The 14,605-nt window shown below is 44.3% G+C and carries 15 protein-coding genes and 1 other annotated feature; of the genes, 3 read left to right on the plus strand and 12 right to left on the minus strand.

Annotated elements, in window-relative coordinates; genetic code table 11:
* Nucleotides 1-6: 6 nt before the first annotated feature.
* The 5 genes from G9U52_RS00350 to G9U52_RS00370 form a co-directional block, all read right to left on the minus strand.
* Nucleotides 7-888 carry a fumarylacetoacetate hydrolase family protein gene (locus G9U52_RS00350; protein ID WP_166144500.1) on the minus strand — a complete coding sequence of 294 codons (882 nt, stop codon included), beginning with the start codon at nucleotides 886-888 and terminating at the stop codon, nucleotides 7-9.
* Between the two features lie 120 nt (nucleotides 889-1,008).
* A complete protein-coding gene (locus G9U52_RS00355; RefSeq protein WP_166144503.1) occupies nucleotides 1,009-1,773 on the minus strand; it encodes an IclR family transcriptional regulator in 765 nt (254 codons plus the stop codon).
* Between the two features lie 116 nt (nucleotides 1,774-1,889).
* On the minus strand, nucleotides 1,890-3,767 hold the full coding sequence (locus G9U52_RS00360) for a PAS domain-containing protein (protein ID WP_166144505.1): 1,878 nt from the start codon (nucleotides 3,765-3,767) through the stop codon (nucleotides 1,890-1,892).
* Nucleotides 3,768-3,871: 104 nt separating this feature from the next.
* On the minus strand, nucleotides 3,872-5,761 hold the full coding sequence (locus G9U52_RS00365) for an arginine--tRNA ligase (protein ID WP_166144508.1): 1,890 nt from the start codon (nucleotides 5,759-5,761) through the stop codon (nucleotides 3,872-3,874).
* A gap of 53 nt (nucleotides 5,762-5,814) precedes the next feature.
* Nucleotides 5,815-6,040 (minus strand) — a binding site (T-box leader).
* A gap of 211 nt (nucleotides 6,041-6,251) precedes the next feature.
* On the minus strand, nucleotides 6,252-6,428 hold the full coding sequence (locus tag G9U52_RS00370; protein WP_166144511.1) for a hypothetical protein: 177 nt from the start codon (nucleotides 6,426-6,428) through the stop codon (nucleotides 6,252-6,254).
* 184 nt (nucleotides 6,429-6,612) lie between these two features.
* On the opposite strand from G9U52_RS00370, the gene G9U52_RS00375 reads away from it, so the two are divergent.
* Nucleotides 6,613-7,395 carry an SDR family NAD(P)-dependent oxidoreductase gene (locus G9U52_RS00375; protein WP_166144514.1) on the plus strand — a complete coding sequence of 261 codons (783 nt, stop codon included), beginning with the start codon at nucleotides 6,613-6,615 and terminating at the stop codon, nucleotides 7,393-7,395.
* A gap of 109 nt (nucleotides 7,396-7,504) precedes the next feature.
* On the opposite strand, the gene G9U52_RS00380 is transcribed toward G9U52_RS00375, so the two are convergent.
* On the minus strand, nucleotides 7,505-7,753 hold the full coding sequence (locus tag G9U52_RS00380; RefSeq protein ID WP_166144517.1) for a YolD-like family protein: 249 nt from the start codon (nucleotides 7,751-7,753) through the stop codon (nucleotides 7,505-7,507).
* Between the two features lie 179 nt (nucleotides 7,754-7,932).
* On the opposite strand from G9U52_RS00380, the gene G9U52_RS00385 reads away from it, so the two are divergent.
* The gene (locus G9U52_RS00385) at nucleotides 7,933-8,331 is read left to right on the plus strand and encodes a DUF948 domain-containing protein (RefSeq protein ID WP_166144520.1); all 399 of its coding nucleotides are present in this window, start codon (nucleotides 7,933-7,935) and stop codon (nucleotides 8,329-8,331) included.
* A gap of 97 nt (nucleotides 8,332-8,428) precedes the next feature.
* Entirely contained in the window at nucleotides 8,429-8,587 is a 159-nt protein-coding gene (locus G9U52_RS00390) for a hypothetical protein (RefSeq protein WP_166144523.1), read from the plus strand.
* A gap of 171 nt (nucleotides 8,588-8,758) precedes the next feature.
* Here G9U52_RS00390 and G9U52_RS00395 read toward each other — a convergent pair whose 3' ends face one another.
* The 6 genes from G9U52_RS00395 to G9U52_RS00420 form a co-directional block, all read right to left on the minus strand.
* The gene (locus G9U52_RS00395) at nucleotides 8,759-9,925 is read right to left on the minus strand and encodes a low temperature requirement protein A (protein ID WP_166144526.1); all 1,167 of its coding nucleotides are present in this window, start codon (nucleotides 9,923-9,925) and stop codon (nucleotides 8,759-8,761) included.
* Between the two features lie 97 nt (nucleotides 9,926-10,022).
* Complete coding sequence (locus tag G9U52_RS00400) at nucleotides 10,023-11,243, minus strand: MFS transporter (protein WP_166144529.1); 1,221 nt, start codon at nucleotides 11,241-11,243, stop codon at nucleotides 10,023-10,025.
* A 174-nt stretch (nucleotides 11,244-11,417) separates the two neighbouring features.
* Complete coding sequence (locus G9U52_RS00405) at nucleotides 11,418-11,960, minus strand: DUF1697 domain-containing protein (protein ID WP_166144532.1); 543 nt, start codon at nucleotides 11,958-11,960, stop codon at nucleotides 11,418-11,420.
* A gap of 144 nt (nucleotides 11,961-12,104) precedes the next feature.
* Nucleotides 12,105-12,755 (minus strand): cell wall hydrolase, encoded by a 651-nt coding sequence (locus tag G9U52_RS00410; RefSeq protein WP_166144535.1) that lies wholly within the window; start codon nucleotides 12,753-12,755, stop codon nucleotides 12,105-12,107.
* Between the two features lie 40 nt (nucleotides 12,756-12,795).
* On the minus strand, nucleotides 12,796-13,434 hold the full coding sequence (locus G9U52_RS00415) for a CAP domain-containing protein (protein WP_446430473.1): 639 nt from the start codon (nucleotides 13,432-13,434) through the stop codon (nucleotides 12,796-12,798).
* Nucleotides 13,435-13,673: 239 nt separating this feature from the next.
* Entirely contained in the window at nucleotides 13,674-14,564 is an 891-nt protein-coding gene (locus G9U52_RS00420) for a YitT family protein (RefSeq protein WP_166144541.1), read from the minus strand.
* Nucleotides 14,565-14,605 lie beyond the last annotated feature (41 nt).

Below are 14,605 nucleotides of genomic sequence, written 5' to 3' on the forward strand. Positions count from 1 at the left end.
TTCGAACTAGCTCGCACTTCTGACCGGATTGATCAATATACCAATATTGGAAATTTCCATCACAATTTGATCCCCATCTGCAAGTGTAAAATCATTCGGAGGTACAATGCAAGTTCCAGTCAATAACACCGTGCCTGCAAACAACTCGTTATCTCTTACGAGAAAAGAAGTTAGCTCCTCGAACTTGCGCTTCAGCTGCCCTGTGCTCGCCGTGCCCTCCGCTACCTTCTCCCCATCCCGATAAATCGTGCTGGTAATCTGGAACTGGTAAGGATCAGCCACAGCCTCTGCTAACAAAATCGCCGGTCCAATCGAGCATGAGCGCTTCCACATCTTGGCTTGCGGCAAATACAGCGGGTTCTCGCCCTCAATATCTCGGCAGCTCATATCATTACCAATCGTATAGCCCAATATATGGCCTTGGCTATCCAGTACCAAGCCTAACTCCGGCTCGGGCACCTGCCACTCGGAATCACTGCGCAGCATCACATAATCGCCAGGACCCACGGTACGTGCAGCCGTCGATTTAAAAAAGATTTCTGGGCGCTCAGCATCATACACTTTATCATAAAAGGTTGAAGCGTCCATTCTTCCGCCCGTTGCTTCAAAATTGCGTGCCTCACGGCTGCGCTCGTAGGTTACGCCAGCAGCCCATACCTCGGGTGCCTCGATGGGAACCAGCAGATTAAGCTCCGTAAGCTTAGCAGAAATAGCAGAAGAAGTGGAAGTAAGCGATTGCACTAGCGCCAGTATGGATTGGCCTTCGGCTTTCGCTTGATCCACCAACGCGATAAAATCAGTTTGTTGAAGCGGAAATACGCTGTCTTCTTCATTTACTGCGGCAAGCTGGGGCAAGGATTGCTCATTTACATAACGAATAATTCTCATGTTTAGTACCTTCTTCCTTAGGATAGTTTACTGTTAAAAAAGATTTTGTTTGATATTATAAAACGAGGTTTATAAATACCTTTAAAATGAAATGCCTATTCAGGCATTCGTTAAACCAGCTTACCCTACAGAACGAAAGCCTAACAGCTTGGATATCGACTCTGTTTCTTGCTGCAGCATGGAAATATATTGTTGAAACTGGATGTCATCCACGGCTGTAATCAGTGTGGAAATACTCATTGCCGCGCATACTTGGCCATTATGGTCATAAATCGGAGCAGCGGCGCAGCGCACTCCCGCTTCATTCTCCTGGATGTCGACAGCAAAACCTTGCTCCCTGCATTGGGCTAGCTCTAGCAATAGGGCTTCTTTATCCTTAATCGTTGAAGCTGTCTGCACCACATAACGGTAATTGTTCAATAATGCTTCAATTTCTTCTTGTTTGCGAAAAGCGATTAATGCTTTACCGACAGCACTGCTATGCAAAGGAACACGGCGACCAATCCGCGAATAACGGATAGCAGCCTTTTCGCCTTCCACCTTGTCGATGTAGACGCCTTCTTTGCCATCCAAAATAACCAAATGTGTAGTTTGTCCCGTTTGCTCAGTTAAAGCAGCAAGATGCTTGCGCGCAACGGTGCGAATATCGAGCCTTTGCAGCAGCAACTGCCCTTTTTCCAGCAGCCTCATGCCAAGCCGATATTTGCCGTTTTCTGGATCCTGGTCAATGTAACCATGCATCTGCAAGGTTTTGAGTAAAGAATGCACGGTGCTTTTGTGGAGATCCATCCTTGTACTAATCTCGGTGATTTTCAGCTCGGTTGTGTGCTCATCGAATAAATCCAGGATGTTTAACGCACGATCCAGCGATTGAATAATTGGCATGACGACTCCCTTAATGGTTCAACCTTAGCTTTACTTTGTTCTATAATGTAAAACAGCGGTTGATATTATGCTCTGTTACTATCATAGCTTATATGTTAGCTACTTTCAAGTACTAGTTAGACCAGCCTGAGTGGAATCGCGAATGAAAAGGTCGAGCCCCGTCCCTCTTCACTTTCCACTTGAATGGTGCCTTCCATAAGCTCCACTAATTTTTTGCAGATCGCAAGGCCGAGCCCAGTCCCGCCATATTTACGGTTAATCATCGGGTGAAGCTGGGAAAAGGATAGAAACAACAAGTCCAATTTATGCGCAGGAATGCCAATCCCTGTATCCACTACTGCGATTTCCAAAATCGATTGTTGCTGGTTGGGGCATATGTTCAGCTGTGCTTTTATAAGGATGCTGCCTTCGTTAGTAAACTTGATGGCATTGCCAACCAAATTGATCAGCACTTGCCGTAGCCTGGCCTCATCGCCAACCAACAGCTTTGGAAGATCAGGGTCTATCTGGAACGAAAGCAGCAAATTTTTCTGGATCGCTCGTATGTAAAATAAATCCGTGACCTCATCTATGATCGCTTGGATGGCAAACGGCTCATGAACCAGCACCATTTTACCCGCCTCAATTTTACTGAAATCAAGAATTTCATTCAAAATATCCAGCAAGGCGTGGCTGCTATGAATAATAATATCGATACAGCTTCGTTGCTCCTCATCCAGCACCGTGTCCGAGATCAGCTCGGCCATTCCAATGATTCCATTCATTGGCGTACGAAGCTCATGGCTCATAATCGCCAAAAATTCAGATTTTGCCTGGTCTGCCCGCTCCGCTGACTCTTTGGCTTGAATGATCTCCCTTTCCTCCGTCACATCACGGAAAACAACAACAATCCCTTTTTGCTGCTCCCTATCAAATATTGGCGCCACCTGGTAATTGACAAAAAAGCTGCTGCCATCCTTCCGCCAAAATACCGCTTCCACATTTCTCCTTGGTACTCCATCGCTAATCGCTTTGCCAATCGGAGACTCAGCGCGGAGGTATTGTGATCCATCTGACCTTGTCTCCTGCAACATGCTAATAAGATCAATATCCACTTTCTCATCTTGAAAACCAAGCTTTGAGACCCCTGCCTGGTTAATGAAGATAACTTTCCCATTGGCATCAAGCCCAATAATTCCCTCCGTGACGGCATTAAGGATGAGTGACCGCTCATTATTCAATTTCTCGATTTGCTGCATATTCTGCATGCGTTCTGTAACATTCCGCCCAATTGAGCATACCATTTCAACCTCGCCTTGCTCGTCGCGGATCACTTGAAATGAAGTCTCAAACCATAAATAATGCCCCTGCTTATGCCTGATTCGCCTGGTAAATACCTCAGATTCGGAGAACAGCTTCATCCGCTGCTGCATATCCAAAGCATCATCAGGATGGTAAAAGTCCGTGCGGTTTTTACCGGTCAGCTCCTTTGGCTCCATCCCGAGGATTTTGCGGCAGGAAGGAGAAACATAACGTAGCATCCCGTCAGGCGTGCTAAGGGATACGAGGTCATGGTTGTTTTCAGTGACATATTTAAGAATGGTTTCATCGCTTATATCTGTAAGATGCGATACCAAATAAAGCGGCTGATCCGTTAGTGGATCGCGCACCATAGAAACCTGCAGGGACGCCCAAAGCATATCGCCGTTTTTACGAATATACCTCTTATCGAGCTGAATCAGGTTGGATGGATCAGCAGTTAAACGCCTCACAACTTCGTGGTGATCTGATTTCTTGTGGTCACTGCTATAGGTAAAATCCAAATAGGATTTTCCGTATAGCTCTTGCTCGGAATACCCTAGCAGTTGGCAGAAATGTGGATTAATTTTCACAAACAGCCCTTCTTGCAGCTCAATAACGGCGATTCCAATAGGTGAATGCTTGTAAATATGCGTATAAATAAGCGCATCATCAATGAGGCTGTCATTTCCTGGGTGTATAGATATTGGAATCATCCTCCTTAGCTAAATTGATGCAATACTAGCTTTAATTATACGCATATATCCAGCATTGGAATAGTCTAAAGCTTACGGCAGCCAGGCTAACATATAAGGTCACTCTACATCCTTTTGGGCGTTGGCATGCCTAGGGCCTGCAAGGCTTGGTGGAGTGTTTCTTTGAACTGCTGGGTGATCCATAGACGGAGCGCGACCTTATCCTCTGGTGCCTTCAAGATTGGGCAAACACTATAAAAGTTATTGAACAAAGCGGCAAGCTCAAACGCATAATTGCAAATCAAATTTGGAGCCAATTGGTCGACGGCAAGTTGAAAGGTTTCTGGCCAATAGGCAAGCTGTCTCAGCAATTGGAGCTCTTGAGGCATTAATGGCTCTGAATTTATTCGAACCGACTCCCTCGGCATTTCCGTTGTTTTCGTTGTTGTGGATGGGCCATCTGTTGCTTTTTCCAGAATGCTATTCGCTCTTGCGTAAGCATATAGTAAATAAACACCCGAATTACCGGATACCTCAGTAGCCTGCTCCAAATCAAAAATAACCTCGGTCTGCAAATGATACTTCAAGAGATAGTAGCGGATCGCCGCTGCGGCAATAGTACGGCTGGCTAATCCCTGCTTTCTTTTACGCTTAGTATAGATTGTTTGCTCCATTCGATCCAACAGGTCGGCTACTTTAATCCCGATGCCTTGGCGACCTGACATCGCGTAAGCCGCTTTCCCCTCCGTCGTGTCAACTCCTAACCCATTTGCTGTTATTGGGCTTAAGGAAACCACACCATAACTTACATGCTTGAGCTGCGCTGCCTGCTTCGTAAAACCTAACACCTCGAGAGCAAGCTTTACCATTTGTTGGGGATACTGCTGCCTTTGGTCTATCACGTTAATTACCATATCTGCATGGCCTATCTTTCTCTTAACACCCTGGGGATGGGTTGACCATACTTCACCCGCGAACTTTTTGTAGGTGAAATCGTTGTCGAGCAGCCCAAATTTCCACAAATGGTAGGCAATATCCTTGGCTGTATAGGTTAAAATCCCATTTGACCTGACTAATACTTTATCGATTTGGTAGTCGCTATGCTCAAAGCCCTCTGCAGGCTCATCCTGTTGCTTAAGCACCCAACAGCCCTCATGCTTTCCCATGGTAACCTTTTGAAAAACATCCGTTTGCTGTAGTAGCTCGAAAGCAGCAGCCCAGAAGCCTTCTCTAACAATATTGCTTTCCCATACCAGCACATCATAGCGGATGCCAAATTGCTTCATTTCTTCCAGCTGCTCAGCTACGATTCGCTCTGCAACCAAGGAACCCATCCAAGCGAGATTGGAATTCCCTTGCTCCAGTGCCTCCAGAACAGCCGTACGTTGCGCCTGCAGCTCCGGGTTCACTTTGTAGGCTTGATTGATCCCAGCATACGTATCCCAGCAATAATCGCCGAAGCGGGTATGAGGCTGTTCAGCATGAGTATTCAGCATGCCTACGACGGTATCCGCCAGTTGATTGCCCAGATCATCAATATAATTGTGCACTTCAACTTGGTGGCCTGCCATTTCCAGCATGTGGGCTAGTGCATCACCAATACATGAGTTTCTTAAATGGCCGATATGAGCCGATTTATTAGGGTTAATGGAGGTGTGTTCAATTAAGACCTTAGTTTGGCTAGCCTTAGGAGCAGCAAATTTTCGTGTAGCCCATGCTTGCCAATCGATATAAAAATTCAAGAATCCTGGCGGCGCCACCTTAATTTGCGCAAATAAGCCTTCAACGCTCCCTTGCTGTTCAAGCTTTTGTTGCAGTCGGCCCGCAAGCTGGATCGGGGATTGCCTGAAAACCTTAGCCAGCAGCATCGCAATATTCGTACTAAAGTCGCCATGCTCAGGATGGGTTGGATGCTCGATTTGAACGGCAATATCCATATCCGGCTGGATTCCCTGTTCATGCAGCATCGCTGTAATCTGCTGTTTAATTTGCTCACTTAGTATTAGATGGATCATCCGCAGCTCATCTCCCTAAAGTAGAATACATACACAAAAAGCCCCCGCCTCTGCTAAGAGACGAGAGCTAATAAGCTTCCCGTGGTACCACTCTAAGTGCTAGCCCCTACGATGGAGTAGCCACTCTATGCTGATAACGGCAGCTACCGGATTACCCTACTCATTTTCGGATAACCATTTCCCGAGTCCGCTTCATTCCAGACCTATGCACCGGCTCTCACCTTTACCGGCTCACTGTGGCTCTTGACCTTGAACTACTCTCTCGTTCATCAATATTTAAAGATATTTATACCTTAACCACATTCAGATGTCAAGAGTAACCGCAGATTGCTGCCGACCCTAATGCTAAGCTCTGCCCTTAAAAAGCAAAAACACAAAATACGGCACGCTAATAAGCATTGGATACAATTATTTGCTAGCAAATTCATCAAAAAACCGATAATTCCAAAGTCTACTAGGAATTCCATCGGCTTAATATATAGGCAAGGTGCTAATCCCAAACCTTAGGTATGATTTTCACCCTTTTCTTTCCTCCAAAAATTTTCTGCAGCCTGCTCATTTTTTTCTTGTCAGCCAATATTTTCTTAGCTGCATGCATCAGCAAGACTTCCCTAAATTCATTATTACGCTTCAAAGTTCTGAGTTCTTCGAAAATTGTGCGGTTCATTTTCCAGTCCTCCTATTATCCCGTTCGAAAATCCTGATGATAGGAACATTTGTTCCTATACACTATTATATACCGACTTCCTGTCATAAATCAATCCAAACATTGACAGGCCCATCGCGAACGTGCTACTTTTTGGATGAACGATAATTCGTGTTGTACGTATAACAGTCAGGAGGAACGGACCATGGATTTGGGATTACAAGGAAAAGTAGCGTTAATTACAGGCGGAAGTAAAGGAATTGGGCTTGGAACTGCTATTGCTCTGGCTGCTGAGGGAGCCAAGGTGGCCATATGCGCTCGCAGTCTGGAGGATTTGCGTACAGCGGCCGAGCAGATCAAACAGGCCACAGGGTCGGAAGCTTTCATTGTTCAAGCCGATATCACCTCAGAGGCGGATTGCAAGAATGCCGTTGATCAAACCGCCCTGCATTTTGGCGGGTTGGATATATTGGTCAATAATGCCGGAACCTCAGCAGCAAAGCCGTTTGAGCAAGTGGAGACGGAAGGCTGGGCATATGATCTTGATTTGAAATTGTTTGGTGCGATCCACTGCTCCAAGGCAGCACTTCCCCATATGCGCAAATCTGGCAAAGGGGCGATTGTCAATATCTCGACCTCAGGTGCCAAGACTCCACCAGCGTCCTCGCTGCCTACAACAGTTAGCCGCGCAGCAGGCATGGCTTTAACCAAAGCGATGAGCAAGGATTTGGCCGCTGACCATATTCGCGTGAATGCCGTATGCATTGGCGTTATCCGTAGCGACCAAATTGAAAAAAGATGGAAAAGCCATTTCCCCGAGTTGACCTGGGAGCAATTTGCCCAAGACCCTAGCCACGAAATTCCTTTGGGGCGTGTAGGTAATACCGAAGAGGCAGCTAAAGTGATCACTTTCCTTGTATCTGAAGCCGCTTCTTATGTAACCGGTACTGCGGTTAATGTCGATGGCGGCAAAGGTGCAGCGCTTTAATTGCTGGTTCGTTTGCGAAGCTTACAAAAAATACAAAAAAACCTTCCAAACTCGCATCTGCGAAAGGAAGGTTTTTTTGTATGTGATTGGCTAGCCATAACCCGTGCTGTTAATACCTTGGATTGTCCAGCCTCATGACATCCAGAAAAGGAATCCATCGTACGCCCTCCTCCGTGTCCACGCGAATTTGCCGCTTCCTCGGATCCAGCTCTACGATCACACCCAAAACAGGCTCCGCAAAACCCCATACTGTCAACAAAACCTGTTCTTTATTATCTTTTGCCTCTACAATTTGGTTTCCCAAATCTTCAAGCTCGAATTCGTCGCGCGTCGGTCTTTTCTGCTTTGCTTTTGCCAATTCCACATCTCCTTAACGCCTAAAAACCTTATTCCTTATATTTTATCGAACCCTCACCTTGTTTTCAAGGAAAATATTGTAGAAAGCTGCGATTAAGCCATTTAGCGCCTTATTCAAGCCCTTTCGAATAATTCCAACCATTGGGACATAGGATGAAACAAAAGGAAAGGAGTGACTTCATGGAACTAAAAGAAAGGAGTGGCGATATGATTATTGAGCTCAGCGTGGCCACAGCTTCTGCTGCATTTGCTACATTAACCGTTTATTTGATTCGAATTTTGCAAAAGGGGATGACTTCGCTCGACGAAACCAACCGGACTTTAACGGAAGTGCGGTCAGCCGTCCATGATTTAACGAACGAGGCCCAGCAATTTATTCATACCGCCAACCAAATTTCCCGCGATGTGAAAGGTAAAATAAAAACAGTCGAGCCGTTGTTCGAATCCGCCCAGGAAGTTGGAGAAGCCTTGCATAGTGTTACCAATACGGTCAAGCAAGCCGCTACGGTATTAGGCAACGAGCTTTCTGCTAAAACGACAGTACCTGTAAACCCCAAGGTCCAAGTCAAGGTCAGGTAAAGGTGAAATAACTGTGAAATGTTAAAATTTACACAGAATCATGGCTCGGTTTCTGTTAAGATGATGTCGAATCGCATCGAAAAAAGGACTGATATCCGTGAAAAATGATGGTGTCACAAAGGAAGAGCTTGAACTTCTTCTCTCCAAGAAGCAATCGGATAGTTTGGATGCATTGGAAATGATCAAGCACATGTTCATGCCTAGAGCTAAACGCCATCGCAAAAAGAAAAAATGGCCCTTCCCCTTCAATTTATAAACATGTTTACTGCAATAGCCATTAAAGAGAAACCGACCAAAGGTCAGTTCTTGTCTAAACCCATAAGGTTGTGCTTGCTTTCGCGAGTATAACCTTATGGGTTTTCAGTCGTTCCTAAAGCTGCGTTCCCTGGATTTCCCACCCTAAACTCCATTCTCTTTTCTGTAGCATTCAGTCTTTTTGCAATTCATTATTCATTTCTATATGCAATTCTTTATGCGTATCCTTATGCGATTGCTTAACATGATGGACAAGAAATAACGAGAACCCTCCTATAAAAAGCGTCATAACGATCATAACCGATACAACCGTAGGCATCAGCCACAGAAAAAAGCTAAACATCATTAGAAAAACCAGATAAGCCATAAACCATGCGATTCCTTTTTGGTGCTTCTTGTGCGATTGGTAATGAAAGAGGAAATAGGTCGAAAGCGCGTAGGTTGCGACGCCAACGGTCGCTAAGGCTTTATAGCTATCGAGCGCAAGCTCAAGATTAATACCATACCGGATAACGTTGGCAAGAATGCCCAATGAAATAAAGATAAACAAATGCATATAGAGAATCGCATGGCCTGCGTTAACCCGGTTGGGGTCAATCACCCGCTCTGAGGTTTCAAAATAATGCCACCAGACAAACACGGTGATCAAAAATCCACATAATGCAGCTACAGCCATTGGCAGGCTAAATGGGGTAACACGAATCGTATCTATGATACTAACTATGCTTTCCCCCAGCACGATCAGGGTAACAAGCCCAAATCTTTCGCTCAAATGATGATTATGGATTGGATGCTTCATAAACAGCTTATGGGCAACAATGGGTAATAGCATATCAAAGCCAATACCGGCAAACAGCAGGACGAATTTCCAATTCCCCGTAATCCATATCGAATTGAGGCTGATCATAGCACCAATAAAAAATCCAATACTTAAATATTTCTGAATAGGGGCATGCCTAGGGCTTCGCATCCATAACCGCGTATACATAAATACGATACTTAGTCGAATCCCGACATAGCTAAGCATAAATGTAAGATAATACGATTCGAAATCGGTATTAATGCTTGCCGTCAAAATGATTACAAATACCATCTGCACAAAATAAATAATCCGTTGGGGTATGCACTCCTCGCCATAGCGGTTCACATACATCGTAAATCCAACCCATGCCCACCACACGGGGATAAAAATCAGCAAATATTTGACTACAATGTCCCATGGAATCGTTCCATGATGCGAATGGGCAAGCACATGTGTCGTTGCGGCTATAGCCACTACATAAATAAGATCGTAAAATAGCTCCAACCATGTCACCTTTTTGTTCATGCCAATTTGCATGTCAATCACTCCTTTACTCTCATCCAGGTATTAGCAGGCAGCAGGATGAGCTTCCAGTTAGAGTTCCCCCATTATAGCTTCAATTCAAATCGCAGCGCTATGACCTTCCTTTCGCCTCCAAGCGATAAAGCACCCAGCTACTAATGAACCCCGTCATTCCGGCAATTAGGAAAACGGCATCAAACGAAATATAATCGACCAAAAAGCTCCCGCCAATGGTAATCAATGCCGAGCAAACCAACGTAAATACAGTGTTCACACTAATGTACATGGGCAGCTTTTCTCTTTGCACATTATCAATAATCAGGATCCCACTGCTCAGGTTATAGCCACATAAGCTTAGATTCGATAAGGCAAAAGCTACGTAAACGACCCAGAGCTGCGGGATCACAACCACGAGTAAAGCAGCTACACAGCCGCAAATCGCGGAAACTATCAAGATCATACGATGACCCAATTTATCGGATAAAACGCCAAAAATAAGATTGCCCAATACATTGACGATGCCAGTTATCGCTGCAAATAAAGCAATCTGTGCGCCTGCCGCATTAAAATCACGAATCGCATACAACGCATAATAAGCGAGGCTGACCTGGGAAACGACCATCAACGAATAGGCAATAACGATACGCCTAAACTTTTTGTTCTGGGAAAGAATATCGGGAATCAATTTAAAATATTGAAAATAATTAATATTTAAAGGGGTAATTTGATCGGGCTCCTCGCGCATAAAAACAAACGTCAACACATCCAATAGCAGGAAAACCATCCCGATTGAAAAGAGCAGCGTATAGTTGTAAGGAAACGCGACGTTTTCTAATATGTAAGCAATAGCTACGGCAGAGCCCAACGCTAATAAATTGCCAATCCCGCCGCTATACCCTTTGAGCCTTCCCCGCTGCTTTTCGGAAATCATTTTGGCAAATAAGCTCATATAAAATGTGGAATACGAACCCACGAAGAAGCTAAATATGGTCCAGCAGATGAGAAATAAAATAACCGTTGCCTGCGGATGTGATACCGCATACAAAGGGAGGGACAATATAAAAAGCAGAAAAAAGAGCCGTTGTATAAACAAAAGCGTAGTGAAGGTTTTCAGCTTGGAGGAGAGGTTCATCGCTTGCTTGGCAAATATCGGTTGGGAAATAAAAGCTCCGAGTGACACCAAGGAATTGGCTAACCCAATCTGAAAGGTGCTTGCTCCCAGATAGGATAGAAAATAAGTCATAACCGCATTAACCGATAAAAAAGTCATCGCATTGGTAAATAAAACGCTATCAGCAAACAATAAAACATAATTTCTTTTCCGTTCGTTCACGGTGTATTCCCCTTTATGTGCAAGTCGGATATAGCTATACCGATTATAGGGCATAAGTGAAGTTTAGGGAATACAGAATCCGATACAAGACGGCGAAAAAAAAGGCTCCTCATTCAAATGGATATTGCGATTATTGCCAAAATCCGCGTAGCTTAAAGAGGGTTTAGCCTCTCACTAAGCGTGCATTTCTTTCGCCAATGCATCAAGCTTAATGATCGTATTCCAATTGCGGGTGGTCACCGTATTACCCAGCTTGGTAAGGCTGCCCGCTAGCTTGGAATCCCGCATACTTTGGCGAAGCCACATATAGATGTCCCGCCCCTTGATTTGGAATTGATCTTGCTCGCTTTTAATATCTGATAAATGGTTAATTTTTTCCTTAGCCAGCGGCTCCGTCAGCAAAGAAGCGTGAATACTTTCTCCCTCCGATAGTGCTGCTGCATCATAAGGGCAGCTTGCAATAAGCTGCTCCAGCTCAGCAGCTGATCTCAAAACAACGGTTAGTGAAATCCGGAAATCCTTATGGATCATCTGCTCGATTTGTTGGCGCAGCGCCGCTTCCCCTTCCTCAGATTCAAACAAAATGTTTCCGCTATTAATATAGGTTTTAACCCGTCCAAAGCCTAATGCCTCAAAGCAAGTCTTTAATTCGCTCATTTTGATTTTATTGTTGCCTCCCACATTAATACCTCGTAACAAAGCGATATATATCGTCATTGTATACCCCCTAATTTTATAGCTAGCTCAAGCATAGCATCCACCCATCTGTCTGTCATCCTTGCTTACTTATTTTGAAAAAAAGAAATAGACAGTCCCTTGAAGGGATCTGTCTATCTTGGTATGGACTACTGTCTTTTCATACTATTTGGCAAAAATATGACGACCGATGGTTACGGTTTGTGGTCGGGTCCAAATCCACTTGCTAGTAGCCGTTTGTGGATTGAAATAATAGAGCGACTGATTCGTCGGATCCCAGCCACGCAAAGCATCCTGGGCTGACAAATAGGCTGATTGGTTAGGCGTTAGCGTATATTGACCATCAGCGACAGCCGTGAATGCCCCTTGTTGAAAAACGACATCTTGAATATTACCGGGAAACTGACTGGATCCAATGCGATTCATGATCACAGCCCCGACAGCAACCTGACCTTCATAAGGCTCTCCACGGGCTTCACTATAAATAACTTTGGCCATAATGTCCAACTCACTCTGATTTAATGAATAAGTTTTTAACACTTTCCATGTTTTCTCGCCTACTATTCCGTCTGAAGGCAAGCCGTAATCTTTTTGAAACTGGCGAACTGTTGATAAGGTTTGTGAACCAAATTGTCCATCCAGCACCAGTTGATCATAACCCAAAGTTCTTAAACGAAATTGCAGATCCCAAACATCTCCGCTTGAAATCCCCTTTGTTAACAACGGTGCCGCTTGAGCCTGGTTGGAAGGCATAGCACCCATACTCATAATCAATAATACGATTCCTGCAACCATTATTTTCCAATTATTTATCATTTTTAATCTCCTAACTTTTTGGCAAGATCGGCTTGTCTGCTCAATCCGCAATAAATTCCTGAACCCATTCTCCATTATAATAAGACACGCCAATTTTCGTGAAATTAGGGCTCATAATATTTTGGCGATGCCCGGCACTGTTCATCCAAGCGGTCATTACCTCCTGTGGAGTCCGCTGTCCCATCGCAATATTCTCACCAGCGTAAGTATATCGAATGCCATAGGTGCTCATCATGTCAAACGGAGAACCGTAGGTAGGTGAAGTATGATCAAAATACTGATTGTTGTACATATCCTTTGCCTTATCCAGTGCCATAGCCGATAAGGAGCTATCACTTACCAGAACATGCAGGCCTGCTTTCACACGCTCTTGATTCACCATCATAACGACTTGACTGGCGAAGGTTGATGTTGCTGCTGAATCGCCTGTTTCCTGCTGAACGGAGGAACCTGTGCCTGTATCGGGGAGATTCAATATTAGTCCTGGCCAAATATTATCGGCATTTGTAACCTGTGGATTAGCTTGAACGAGAGAGCTTAAGCTGATTCCGTGCTGCTTCGCAATCGTCCACATGGTATCCGTACCTGTTACTGAATAGGGAGCTGCTGAAGCTGCTGTGGCTCCGATTAACGTACCGAGTACAAGTATGCTGCTTAATAGGGATTTTTTCATATTCATCAAAAACATCCTCTCTTTTTTAGGCCTACAAGGTGACTGGCAGTTCTCTTAAGAGAGTTTCATTCTAACATGAGCCATGCCCAAGGACACTGTATAAAATTTTCCATTCGTTACGAATCCTGATTGCTAATTCGAGATTTGGCACAATTTTGGGATGAAAATACTGTATAACACCCAACAGCAAAACCCTCCTGGCTTAATCGCCAGAAGGGTTTCTTCAACATAAAAGAGTTGCTCTTTTAGTGGATATCTTTTTTATTAAACCTGCCACCTTTTACATCATGGATATTACCTATGGCCAGGAAAGCTAAGGGATCAACTTCCTCCACAATAGTTTTCAGTTTTGCTTCCTCCAGACGGTTGATCACGCAGAAGATCACTCGTTTGCTATTACCCGTAAATCCGCCTTCACCTTGCAAGAAGGTGACACCACGACCTAGCCGCGCTGTTATCATATCGCCAATTTCCTGATTGTTATCACTAATAATCCAAACGGATTTGGATTCGTCAAAGCCTTCAATAATTAGATCCATCACTTTAAATGCGATAAAATAGGCCATCAGAGAATACATCGCATGATCCCAGCCGAATACGAAACCCGCACTCGCCAGAATAAAAAGATTGAAGAACATGACGATCTCGCCAACGGAGAAAGGGCTTTTTTTGCTGACCAGAATAGCCACAATTTCGGTTCCATCCAAGGAGCCACCTGCGCGAATAACCAATCCTACTCCAACACCAATAATAATACCCCCGAATACGGAAGCTAACAAGGGATCAATGGTAAGCGGAGAAACCGGATGTAAAAGCGAAGTGCCTATAGACATTACAATTACGGAAAAAAGTGTCGAAAATGCAAAGGTTTTACCGATTTGTTTATAACCCAAATAAAGAAACGGCAAATTCAGAATGACTAGATAGACCCCTAACGGCAAACTGGATAAAGCCGAGGAGATAATGGAAATACCTACAATTCCGCCATCAATGATTTTGTTGGGCACCAAGAAAATCTCAAGACCTACAGCCACCAAGGAAGCCCCTAGCGTCATCAGAAGCAATTTAATAAGAAGCTTTGTTTTACTTAATTTAGTATGGCGTTGTTGTTCTTGCCCCAATGTTGTATCGTTCATTCATCGACTTCCTCTCTTTTTCGATATATAAGATATACTTA

Origin of the sequence: Paenibacillus agricola (assembly GCF_011440305.1) — a bacterium.
In the GTDB taxonomy this organism is placed as follows: Bacteria; Bacillota; Bacilli; order Paenibacillales; family NBRC-103111; genus Paenibacillus_S; species Paenibacillus_S agricola.

What these genes read in the sequence shown, in the direction of transcription:
- G9U52_RS00350 (WP_166144500.1), bottom strand. Translation starts at nt 888, where the DNA reads ATGAGAATTATTCGTTATGTAAATGAGCAATCCTTGCCCCAGCTTGCC.
- G9U52_RS00355 (WP_166144503.1), bottom strand. Translation starts at nt 1,773, where the DNA reads ATGCCAATTATTCAATCGCTGGATCGTGCGTTAAACATCCTGGATTTA.
- G9U52_RS00360 (WP_166144505.1), bottom strand. Translation starts at nt 3,767, where the DNA reads ATGATTCCAATATCTATACACCCAGGAAATGACAGCCTCATTGATGAT.
- G9U52_RS00365 (WP_166144508.1), bottom strand. Translation starts at nt 5,761, where the DNA reads ATGATCCATCTAATACTAAGTGAGCAAATTAAACAGCAGATTACAGCG.
- G9U52_RS00370 (WP_166144511.1), bottom strand. Translation starts at nt 6,428, where the DNA reads ATGAACCGCACAATTTTCGAAGAACTCAGAACTTTGAAGCGTAATAAT.
- G9U52_RS00375 (WP_166144514.1), top strand. Translation starts at nt 6,613, where the DNA reads ATGGATTTGGGATTACAAGGAAAAGTAGCGTTAATTACAGGCGGAAGT.
- G9U52_RS00385 (WP_166144520.1), top strand. Translation starts at nt 7,933, where the DNA reads ATGGAACTAAAAGAAAGGAGTGGCGATATGATTATTGAGCTCAGCGTG.
- G9U52_RS00395 (WP_166144526.1), bottom strand. Translation starts at nt 9,925, where the DNA reads ATGCAAATTGGCATGAACAAAAAGGTGACATGGTTGGAGCTATTTTAC.
- G9U52_RS00405 (WP_166144532.1), bottom strand. Translation starts at nt 11,960, where the DNA reads ATGACGATATATATCGCTTTGTTACGAGGTATTAATGTGGGAGGCAAC.
- G9U52_RS00410 (WP_166144535.1), bottom strand. Translation starts at nt 12,755, where the DNA reads ATGATAAATAATTGGAAAATAATGGTTGCAGGAATCGTATTATTGATT.
- G9U52_RS00415 (WP_446430473.1), bottom strand. Translation starts at nt 13,434, where the DNA reads ATGAATATGAAAAAATCCCTATTAAGCAGCATACTTGTACTCGGTACG.
- G9U52_RS00420 (WP_166144541.1), bottom strand. Translation starts at nt 14,564, where the DNA reads ATGAACGATACAACATTGGGGCAAGAACAACAACGCCATACTAAATTA.